Source organism: Mycetohabitans sp. B8 (assembly GCF_021991875.1).
GTDB lineage: Bacteria > Pseudomonadota > Gammaproteobacteria > Burkholderiales > Burkholderiaceae > Mycetohabitans.
Genome location: NZ_JAHLKR010000016.1, coordinates 436357 through 448789 on the forward strand (window position 1 = coordinate 436357; position 12433 = coordinate 448789).

The window sequence follows — 12433 nt, forward strand, 5'->3', positions numbered from 1 at the left end:
CGTTAGACTGCTGTGATCAGTTGTTCAAATTGCTCGGCGTTCAGCTCACCGCTGCTGATGCGGCGATAGAGCATGCTATTGAACAACGGTTGCGGCGTTTCGACGGCCTGCGACGGCTGAGCCATCGCGTGTTCAAACTCATATCCCGGCAACGCAACGCGATTGCCGCCTTCCGGGTAAAGCGCGAATGTGTCCAACTGCGCGCCACGGCAATAGGCTGCTGCCATCTGCGCGGGTGTGCCTGACGCGGTCCCAGCGTCGCCCTGCTCAATACCATCGAATGGCGAAATCCAGCAGCAGTCCTGCACCGACAGCTCGTCAGTCAACAACGACTGCAGCCGCGCTACCATCTGTTCCAGGGTGTCGGCCACTACCGCCGCGCGGTGCGTCAATGGGTGCTCACGCTGCGCTAAGCTGTAGGCCAAATCCTGCAGTTCGAGACTTGGATGAGCGATGGTAAATGCGTTGAACGTTTTTAAGTAGGCTAACAAGCTGCGGCGGCTAGCCGCTGCAAAAACCAACAACTGCGTCTGCTCTTGGCGGTGTTTGCGCGGCACTCGACGCTCCAGGTGCTCCTCCACCACCAGACTGGCGTAACTGCCGCCCGCGCCAAAGGAATTGATCAAGCAACGGCGCGGCTCACGCACGCTGTCTGCGCTCACCGGTGCCGGCCAGGGCGACGCCTGCTGTTGCAGATAAAAAGCGCTGCCATCGAGTCGTATATGAGGGTTAGGCGGATCGGCATTGATCGACGGCGCCAATTGCTCGTGCTGTAACTGTAGTAACACCTTGGTGAGTTGGGAGATGCCCGACGCCGCCTCAAGGTGGCCAATATTCGACTTGACTGTGCCAAGCGCGCAACTGGCGGGCCGCGCATCACCAAACACTTTTTTTAGCGCCGCCACCTCGATTGGATCGCCCAACTCAGAGCCATTGGCCGCCGCTTCGACGTAGTTGATTTGCGCCGGTTTCAGGCCGGCCCGCTGGATGGTCTGCGCAATCAGCCGAGATTGCTGTTGAGTATCCGGAGCCGAATACATCAGCCTGCCACCGCCATGATTGACGCTGGAGCTTTTGATCACCCCGTAGATTCGGTCGCCGTCGGCCACGGCTGCGGCCAAAGGTTTGAGCAGCACGGCGCCGGCACCCTCGCCTGGGATCATCCCATCGCCTTGACCGAAGCCGCGGCTAAGCTCGCTACTCCCCAGGTAATGAGCTAGTTTTAGCGTCTGGTACTTGGACGGATCAAGGATCAGATTGACACCGCCGGCAATCGCCATTGCACAGTCGTTCTGCAACAGGCTCTGGCAGGCCAAGTGGATAGCGGTCATCGAGCTGGAGCACGCCGAATTAACTGCTAGGCTTGGACCTTTCAAATCAAAATAATGGGAAATTCGATTGGGTATCTGCCAGTCAGTGACATTTGACTTGATCGCTGCCCGCTCTAGGCTGCTCTCGGCCCACGGCGATTGGTGATACATCGAGCCTATGAAGACCCCGACTCCCGCTGCGTCGCGCTGCTGGATTCGGGCGATCGCATCGCTGTTGTAACCCGCGTCCTCAAAGGTATGCCAAGTCACTTCAAGCATCTGTCGCAACTCTGGCGATAGGTTGCTGACCTCATCGGGAGGAACGCCGAACAGCTGGTAATCAAAATCCTCGACTTGTTCAAGGAAACCGCCATAGTACCGCTCAGTCGCCCACGACTGCGTCCCGGTCAGAGAGTGGGACCAACGCGAACCCGGTGCCTCACTGACACAGTTACGTCCATTGCGCAGGTTATCCCAAAAACACGCCAAGTCGGCGGCCATAGGATAGCGGCCACTGACGCCAATAATCGCAATATCTCGACACGTCGCGGGCTGTTCCACGACCGTCGTGGGCTGTTCGACCGTCGCGGGCTGTTCGACGACGCTTGCTTGCGCGGTCGTCGACATAAGCCGAGCACTATTGGCATGGTTGTCGATTGGCTGGACATGACGAGGGGCGTGACGCGGCGCACGCTCGTGACTAACCGCCGCTGCGGTCACTGGCTGCACCGCAACTGGGCGCTGGCCCTCCTGGCGCACCGCAAAATGCTTGGCCAGCGCAGCGCGATGCTCACTCAGAAGGTAGTCCGTTAGCTGATTGATCGTGTTGTATTCAAACAGTATAGTGCGCGACAACTCACCGGTCGCCTTCTCCAACGCCTGGATCAGGCTGATCTGCAAAATTGAATCGACGCCGTAGCGATCGAAGGCAACATCCCGCTGTAGCCGCTCAGGCGCAATATTGACCAGCTTCGACAACACTTCAGTAATCAGCTGGCGGCACTGCTTGGCTAAGACGGCTTCGTCGACCTCACCCACCGCCATCATCGGCGTCACCACGGGCGCGATGGCTTCGACGGGCGCATCCATCGCCACGTCGGTGACGTCGGCAGCAGGCATGACCCGTTGCTGCGCCGGCAGACGAACTACGCCATCACTCACGGCAACGACAATTTGTTGGCCCAAGCCATGACTGCCCGCGACCGGGAAGGCAATGTCGCCAAAACCCTGCGACTGCAGCAGCCGCTGCCAGCTTTCGGAAGACAGACCGGGACAGCCGTCGATTCTTAGCGCCTCGTCATCATAAAGCCACCATCCTTCGAGTAGACCGAAGGTCAAATGAGTAAACATCGAACGCGCACTGATTTCGTTCAGTAGCAACAAACCGCCATGGCACAGCGTAGCTTTGGCATTTTGCAGCGTACAACGCAAGTCTGGTGTCGCGTGCAACACATTGGTGGCAATGATCAAATCGTAGTGATTCGTGCTAATGCCCTGCTCAAGGCAAGCTTTGCTGACGTCAAAAATGGCAGTGCGCAAATAGGGCGCGTCGGGCGCAAAATGCTGTTCGGCATGGCGCAGAAAAGCCTGCGACAAATCTGTATAGCAATATTCAGCGATCTGATGCCGCCACGGCTGCAGTTTGCTGATCAGTCCAGCGGTCGTGCCGCCGGTGCCCGCGCCGATCTCCAAGATCCGCAGCGGCCGGTTGCCTTCAGCATGTCGGCGGGCGATATCCACCACGACCTCACCGAGCGCCTCGTTGAAATAATCGGAAATCTTGTTGTTTTTATAGATACCCTCTACCAACGACATGGAGCCGCCAGGGAAGATCACCTCGGTGGCCGGCTTCTCGCCGCGCAAGATCGCCGGCAACGCCTGAGAACACGCTTCCACTAGCTGCAACTGAGCACGCAAATCGCCATCCCGGCGCCATTCATCGCTAGCCTGGCGCCACTGCGACCACAATGACGCGGCAGCAGGCAGGGCCGTCAACAACCGCCCTTGATCGTCAATAAAGCCTTTTTGCGTCAACAAGCGCAGGCTTTCCCGCATCCACCGACGATAAAAAGGATAGGCGTCAAGGTTCGCCGCCACCGCCGGATGGGCAGTAATTTGTTGTTCAGTCAGCGGGCCGTCGCCGGCTAGCTCGCCAATGCAGGCGAAGGTCAGGGCCAGCAACAGTCGGTCCATCTCAGCCGCCGCGCGGTGATGTTGCGGCGGCGGGCCTAGCCTTTGAGCCACGTTTGTCCACACATAGGACGCTGGAGGCTTCTCCAACGGGTAACAATGAAGCTGTGTGCTGCTGTCGATACCGGCAATAGCCATCGGCTCAAGCAGTTTGATTAAGCCCAATTGTGGCAGCGCACCGGCTAGCAACTGATCCAGTGCCACCATGCCTTCGTCCGGCTCGATTGAGCCGAGCCCCTGCTCAGCCATCCGTGCTCGATAGCCGGCATTGGCCACCACGCCAACGCTGCCCCAATAGCCCCAGTTGATAACCTTGACAGCGCAACGCCAGTGTTGATTGAGCTGAGCGGCAAAAGCGTCGGCGAACGCGCAGCCGGCGGCGTAATTGCTCTGGCCAGCGGCCCGGCTAAAGGCAATCATCGACGAGAAAAACAACACAAAATCTAGCGTCGGATTGTCGGCTGGCGTAAAGACTTGGGCCATCCGCACGCTGGTTGCCATCTTGGCGTTGAGACAAGTCGTAAATTGCGCTTCGTCCATCTGCTCCAAACGAGCGTCATCCAGCACCAACGCCGAGTGCACCACGCCATGGATTGCGCCAAACGATTCGACCACCTGCCGCCTAGCCTGCGCCAACTGCTCAACATCAGCCGCGTCAGCCTGGATATACAACGGCGCCGGGGCGTTGCATGCTTGACTCATTTGCGCCAGCGCCGCCAGCTTACGATTGATTTCATCGCCAGCAGCACGACGGCCAAGCCAAATGACTCTGGCACGGTAATGACGGATCACGTGACGCGTCCACACTTCACCAATGCCGCCGGCACCGCCTATCACGACGTAGACGCCGCCTTCACGGTAGCTCACGCCGTCATCTATTGGAGCCCGCTGTGCCAGCGGCAATAGCCGTTGGCAAAACCATTCGCCATCACGCCAGGCCAAGCATTCGCCGGGCAGCGTCTGCGCAGGCGTTGCGACCGGCAGCCACTGAGCGTCAGCCGGCAGATCGATCAGTTCAACCCGCCAATGTTCATATTCCTTTGCCAGTGACCCCGCCAAGCCTTGGCAGGCCGCCTGCTCCGGCGCCAACGACTCACCGGTACGCACCGCGACGCTGGCTGTCAAGATCAATTGCAGTTCCAACGCTCGCTGCTGATAACCCAGCTGCAGCAGCGCCTTAATTAACCTAAACAACACCAGCACGCTTTGTTCGTGGCTGTCGATCAACCGTTGATTCGCAAAATCGGCCGACGGTTGCGGCGCCAGCCAAATCAACCGCTGAAACGGCGCGCAAGCAGCCAGCTGAGCGGTAATCCCGTCAATCGTTGTTGCCAGCGACGGCAAGAATTCGATCTGCGGATGTTGCCCGGCCAGCCAGTCGCGCCGATCCCCAACCGCGCCAATTGCCAAGGTGGGCAATACTTGCTTTGTTGTGGATGCGTTGTCGGCAACCAGCCATTGTGGCGCCAGCAGGCTCAGCCCTGCGGGCAATCGACTGTCAGCGGTGAGATGCGCCACTTGTGCGCGCGTGCCGTTCAACGGCCGGGAACTGAAACCGCGGAAACTGACAGCAATGTGCCCTCGCTCATCACACAGCTCGATATCGATCCGCTGCACTGCGCTGCTTTGGCCACGGCGGTCAACGCTGATCAACGCCCACATAGCCGGTCGGCAACGATCATAGACATTCAGTTGCTCCAACGCGAAAGGCAGCAGCGTCTCGTTTGGACCTTCCGTTTGTTGAAGCAATAGTCCGATCGATGCCTGGACTGCTGAGTCCAGCATACCGGGATACATCAACCAGTCGCTGCCCAACCATTGGGAATCCAACTCGAGTCTAGCCAGCAGTCTGCCGTCGCCAAGCCATAGCTGCTTGACACCGCGGTGGCTAGGGCCGTAGTCAATATTGATGAGGTCAAACAACGAGTACAGCTGCGCAGCATCAACGCTACGCTGCCACGGGCCCGCTGCGAGGGCGTCAAGATCTAGTGGCTCCACGGCAGCAGCGTCAGGAATCACTTGCGCGCTGCCTTTGCAATGCTCGACCTCGTCGCCCTGAGCCTGTGAATAGATCCTGAAATTGATTTTTTGCTGCTCCAGCGCCAGCTCAATATGCAACGCGTTGTGCTGCGACGCCAGCGTATAGGGGGCCAACCAAACAATATTTTTGAATTGCAGCCAACCGTCGGCCAATGACGTCTGCCCCCATGATTGGGCGATCGCTGCCCGAGCCATTTCCAGATAGCCGACGCCTGGCATCGTTGGACGGCCGTTGACTTGATGGTCGGCAAACCAACACTCTTGGCCTTGCCAGCGGCTACTGAACCGCTGGCGGTAAAAATCCGACGTATTACGTTCGAGCATCGGGTGCAACCAGCTGCCGCCTGACACTGGATCAGTGACGGGTACAGTCGCCAAATCCGTCACCCAATAACGCTCTTGGGCAAACGGATAGCCTGGCAGGCTGAGACGTTGCATGGAGCGTCCATCGCGATAGAACTGTCGCCAGTCGATCGCCAGCCCCTGCGTCCACAATTCCAGTAATTTGTGATACTTGCGCTTGTCAATCCATGCTGCCAGCGCCGCAGCCATGTCCTCATCCTGACGAAACAGCGCCAGTGCCCGGTTGTCACCTTCGCTACGGCCGCGATAGACAGCCTTGCCGCCGGCAGCGAAATCGGCAAGCTGGCGTTGCAGATCCGTCAAAGAGTCACTCAGCAGCGCTAGCCGCTCTGGCATCGGATCACGGCCAACCTGCAGCGTGTAAGCCAGATCATCGAGGTAATGCTCAGGGTTGAGCTTGGCTTCTGCAGGCTGCGCGGCAATAAACTCGGCCAGGCGACGAGCATATTCACGCAATTGTTCTGGCGTTTTGGCCGACAGCAAGATCGGTCGCGCACCGGACGTCACATCGTGCCGAGGGCGCTGCGGCGGTTGGTATTCCTCCAGCAGGATATGCGCGTTAGCACCGCCAAAGCCGAAGGAGCTCACCCCCGCCCGCCGCGGCAACGCATGGCCATTACTGTCCTTAGCAGCCAGCCAGGGCCGGCTTTGCTGCACGATATAAAACGGACTGTTGTCCAGTTCGATATATGGATTGAGCGCTTCGCAATGCAGGCTCTTAAACAGCACCTTGTGCTTCAATTGCAGCAATACCTTGATCACCCCGGCAATACCGGCCGCCAATTCAAGGTGCCCGACATTCGATTTCACTGAACCCACGCCGCAATAGCCTGGCTGCAGTGGGCCAATGCCCAACTCTTCACTGAGCTCGCGGAACGCCATTTTCAGGCCGTTGATTTCGATCGGATCACCCAGTTCGGTACCGGTGCCATGCGCTTCGATATAGCCGATGCTGCGTGGATCGACACCGGCTTGGCGATAAGCTGCTTTTAGCAGCTCCGCTTGGGCTCGCGGGTTGGGCGCAGTCAACGAATTCGCCTTGCCGCCATGGTTTTCCGCGGTACTGCGGATCAGCGCGTAGATGTGATCGCCGTCAGCCTCGGCCTGCGAACGTTTCTTCAGCACAATCATCCCGACCCCTTCGCCCCGGGCGTAGCCGTTAGCCTGAGCCGAGAAGGTTTTACTGCGCCCATCCAGCGCCAGCATGCCCGCTTTATTGAAGCTGATCTGCGCTTCGGGAGCAATGAGGGTATTCACGCCGCCGACGATCGCCATTTGGCAATCTCCATTGCGCATCGCCTGAACCGCACGGTGGATCGCCACCAGCGACGAAGAGCAGGCCGTTTCGACGGGCTCGCTGGGACCATGTAGGTCAAGCAGAAAGCTCATTCGATTGGGGCCGACCGACGGTACCATCGCCGTGGCACTGTAACCCTCAACTGGCACGCCGGTTTTGGCGATCAGGCTGCTGTAACCCGTCATTCCGGTGCCCACAAAAATCCCGGTACTGCTGCCCGCCAGATCAGCTGTGGCATAGCCCGCGTCTTCAATCGCCAGCCAGACATAGGTCATCAGCAGGCGTTGCTGGGGATCCATCAACTGCGCTTCCCGCGGCGAAATACCGAAGAACAACGGATCAAAGTGGTCCACGCCGTGGATAAAGCCCCCCCATTTGACGTTGGTCTTGTTGGCCTGCTGATGCGGATCACCATAATATTCACGCCAGTCCCAGCGGTTGGCGGGGATCTCGCTGATACAGTCCCGGCCGTCCGTTAGATTGCGCAAGAACTGCTCAACATCGTCGGCCATGGGGAAGCGGCCGCTGACGCCGATCACGGCAATATCATCATCCTCTGCAGGTTTGCTCGGAACAGAAGAGGCAGCCGTATGAACGGACGATTGCGCGACCGTCAGTGGGCGCCGCTTGAGCACCGCTCTTGGCGCCTGGGCGCTATGTTGCTGCGGCGTTGAAGGCGATGGCTTGAACTGCTGTTGTGGCGCCGTGGGTTGCGGCGATAGCTTGGCCGCGAGCACGCTACCGTGCTCGCGCTCCAGGTAAGCCGCAAAACGGTCGATCGTGGCATGCTCAAAAAAGATTGTCGGTGCCAGGTTCAGTCGCCATTGCTGCTTCAAAGTGCTCGCCAGCGCGGTTAGGCTGATGGAGTCGAAGCCGTATTGGCTGAACTCGGCATCGATACGGATCTCTGCAGCAGGAATTTTCATCTGCTGGGACACGAGGTCGATCAGCGCGCGGCGCAACTGCTCTGCCCATGGCGCCCCGGCGTCGGTTAGCGACGACGGCGCTACGTCTTGGCGTTGCGGCTCATTGTCACGCGCGAGCGCACTATCGGCATTGTCGCGGCCCGTTACCAGGGCGGTCAACTGCTCACGTCGCCCGTTCATCACTAGCAACTGCGGCTTATCCCATGCAAAGCATTGGCACAGCGCATGAATTCCGGCATTGGTGGGCATGGCCACCATGCCGGTGCTTTCTGCCATTTGCCGCGCAATCGTCTCATCTACCTTCATGCCGCCTTCTTTCCACAGCGGCCAATTGATCGCCAGGCTACGGCCGCTTCGCCGTCCCTGCTCGACCAACTGGCTGCGGTACGCGGCGTAACGGTCGACAAAGGCGTTTGCCGCCGCATAGTCGGCCTGGCCGGTATTGCCGATCACGCCGGTACCCGACGAAAAGAAGATCATGAAATCCAATGGCAGCTCGGCAGTGGCCAGATCCAGGTTGCGAGCGCCAGCCACCTTGGCTGCCATCACTTGTTTCAATTCGTCATCCTGCTTATTGATTAGCAGGCTGTCTCGGATCACTCCAGCGCTATGCAACACGCCATTGAGGCGGCCATGTTTGTCAACAATCGATGCGATTAATCGCTGCACCGCGTCGCGGTCGCTGACATCCAGCTGCCGGTATTCAATCGTGTTTCGACCCGCGTCGATCTCAGCCACGCGCTGCGGGTCCACCGCAGAGCGGCCTGTCAAAATCAATGTGGCATCGCTGAGATTAGCCGCCATCGCGCGGGCAAAAATTTGCCCGAGGCCACCCAGACCCCCGGTAATCAAGTAGACGCCGTGCTCTTTCCACGGCGTGCCGACCGCTAAATCAAGCGTCGGACAAGGGCGCCAGCGTTGCACTTGGCGCTGCCCTGCCTGATAACGGATCTCGACGTCGCCGGTGGCGGCATTGTCCTTGAGCCGTTGCACCAACGATTGCTGCTCGTCCAACTCAATCAATTGGCCGGTCAAGCCCGGCGCTTCGAGTTGCAGGCTGCGCAGCATCGCCGCTAGGCCACCGATCATCCGATCGCCTTTGGGGTTGTAGAGCGCAAGCTGGATCAATGAACGTCCACTGGCGCCCCGACCAAGTAACGACCGAATCTGCTGTAACAGCGCCAGCGCCGCCTGTTGATAATCCTCAGCTGGATCCTGCTGCGGCACGGCCAGTACCTCACAGCGGCAATCCGCGCCCTGCCCAGCTAGCTGGCGTTGCACGTCGGCGACGCATGACTCATCAAAGCCGCTGAGCAACACGAATTGCTTGCTAAAGTCGGCCGTCTTACGGTGACTGGCCGCCTCATCGATCCACTGCGGCTGGAACAGCAGCGTTTCTGCCAGCGGATGATCGGCCGCGGCCTGATCGCTGTGGTTGCCGAGCACCCGAGAGGTAAAACCTTGCATCAGCACGCAAAGCTTGCCCTGCTGATCAAAGAGTTCGATGTTGAGTCGTTGCAAGTGGGTGTCGGCCTGCTGGTCGTCGCGCCGCTCGGCATAGGCCACCCTGGCCCACATCCGCTCGCTGCAGCGGTCCCATATCTGCAAGCTTTCAAGCGCAAAGGGCAGCGCCGGCCGCGTCGCCGGTGGCAGATTGCCTCGATCGCCTTCGGGAAGCACGACGTCGGCGCCGATACTCAGCGCGATCGCCGCTTGGAGCGCCGAGTCCATCAGTGACGGATGCAGCACGTAGTCATTCAGACTATCATGTTGGCAGGACGGCAACGCCAGCTCCGCCAAGACCTCTGCCCGTCCCAGCGCGATCGACTGCAAGCCTTGGTAAGCCGGGCCATGCTCAAATGTCATCTCCCGATAGGCTTGGTAGCATTGTTCAGCGCTCAACCGGCCGCCTTCCATCCTAGCCTTCAAAGCCGCCAAATCAACTTGGCGTTGCGCAGCAGCAGGCTCGACAAAACTTGCCAAGCCTTGGCTGTGCAGCACGGGTTCACCCGAAACAAGGCCTGAAAGCGGATCATAATCGCGACTGATAAGCTCGAAGCGGATCTGATTGTCCTCTTCCAGCGTCAACTCAACATCAATCTGCCGCGCTTGGCCGTCGATGATCAACGGCCGCAACCAGACGACATCGCTCAATACCGGCTGCTGCGTTGTCCCCGCTAAGCCGTTGGCAGCCATCGCCACCGCGGCTCTAACCATTTCCAGATGACCCACCCCCGGGAAGATCTGCCGTCCGCCCACCACATGCTGTTTGAGGAAATATTCTTCGCCATCAAACACGGTGGTAAAGCGCTGGCTTAACAGATCTGAAGTATTTCGCGTCAGGAACGGATGCAGGCGACCCGCGCTAAAACTGGGTGCCGCACCGACATCGCCTCCCGCCGTACCCCGACGTGCAGGCGGTATCCAGAAATCCTGCCGAGCAAAGGGATAAACCGGAGCGTGAATACGTCGGGCGTCGGCATCATAGCGACGGTTAAACGCGTTCCAATCGACATGACCGCCCGCCACCCAGGCTTTCGCCACGCGTTGTAAGTCAGCATAATCGTCGGTAGGAGGCAGTTCGATAGCCGCATGCTCGCCTGTGCCGATCTGCCCGTGCCACGCGTGCTGAGATGCACGGCCGTCCAGCCAATCATCGAGCTGCTGTGTCAATTGGGCTTTGTCGGTGCAGAGAAAGATCAAACGATGATCCTGCGCGAGCCGGCCCGTTTGCAGGGTATAGGCAAGATCCGCAAGCCGAAGCGTCGGATCGGCCAACGCTTCGCGCACTCGGCGAGCATAGTGCTTGAGGCTATCGGCGGTGCGTGCCGATAGCGGCAAGAGCCGCGGCCGTGACACCTCAGCGGGGGGCGCAGCGGCCACTTCGACAGCCTCACGGACCACGATGTGCACATTGGTGCCGCTGTGGCCAAAGGAATTGAGCGCCGCCATGCGCAGCCCAGTGTCACCAACCGGCCAGTCTTTCAGCTCGCGATTAATATTAAACGCTGAGTCGGCCAATGCTATCCGGGGATTCAGTTGCTCAAAGTTCAATAAACCCGGCAACTGGCGGTATTTCATTGACAGTAGGATTTTGATCAAGCTGACCACACCAGCGGCCGCTGAAGTGTGGCCGATATGGGCCTTGGCGCTGCCCAACGCACAGTAGCCGGTATCCGCGGTGAACCGCCGGAAGGCCCGGGCCAGCGCATTGACCTCTACCGGATCGCCGAGCGGCGTGCCGGTGCCATGGGCCTCGACATAACTAATCTGCGTCGGATCAATATCAAAACGCCGATACAGTTCGCTGATCAGCCGCTCCTGAGCCTGGCCGCTCGGTGCGGTAATGCCGTTACTGGCACCGTCCTGATTCATGCCCGAAGCACAGATCACCCCATAGATCGGATCGCCGTCAGCTATCGCTTCCGGTAAGCGTTTGAGGGTCACCATGCCGACCGCTTCCGACAATACGATGCCATCGCTGCGGCTATCGAAGGTGTGGCAGCGCCCGGTCGGCGACAACATATCCATTTGCGACAAGCTGATCAGGCTTGGCTCGCCGAGCGTAGCAAAAACCCCGCCGGCCAACGCCAGATTCGTCTCCCGGTTGCGCAGGCTTTCACAGGCCAGGTGGATAGCCACAGCCGATGATGAGCAACCGGTATTGACGACCAGCGCCGGCCCTTTGAAGTCGAGAAAATAGGACAGTCGTGACGCGATAATCGCATCGGAGGCGCCGATAAACGTTTCATGGAAGTAACCCGTCGGCTCGGCGCCGACAAAGATTCCCACCGCCTGATTTCGGAAACTTTTTGGGTTGTAGCCCGCATCTTCCAACGCCTTCCAGCTTTCCTGCAGAATCAGCCTTTGATGCGGATTCATCGATTCCGCGTCACGGGGTGAGATATTGAAGAACAACGGATCAAAGTCGTCCCGCTGCTCGAGCACGCCACCCCATTTGCAATAGGTCTTGCCGGGCTGGCGCTGCGGTGCATAGCTGCGCCGGGCATCTAGATAACGCTCGCCCAATTCAATGATGCCATCGACGCCGGTGCTGAGGTTACGCCAGAAGCGCTCAACGTTGTCGGCCGCAGGAAACTGCCCCGCCATACCGATGACTGCGATTTCAACAGGCTCCTGCGCCTGCCCAGTGCCGGACATCGTTTTATCCGCTGCCCCGATCTGCTCTGTTCCTAGCGTAGCGGTCGCGGCTTTCAGTCGTTGCAGCCGCTGTTTGGCCTCGGCTACGGTGATCTGGCGATTTTGAAGTCCGGCAATGATGGACTGAAACTCTTGGCTGCTCATTA

The 12433-nt window shown here is 59.1% G+C and carries 1 protein-coding gene; it reads right to left on the reverse strand.

The window, feature by feature from the left end:
- Positions 1-2: 2 nt before the first annotated feature.
- On the reverse strand, positions 3-12431 hold the full coding sequence (locus KQH60_RS07935; protein ID WP_237575925.1) for an SDR family NAD(P)-dependent oxidoreductase: 12429 nt from the start codon (positions 12429-12431) through the stop codon (positions 3-5).
- Between the last annotated feature and the right edge of the window lie 2 nt (positions 12432-12433).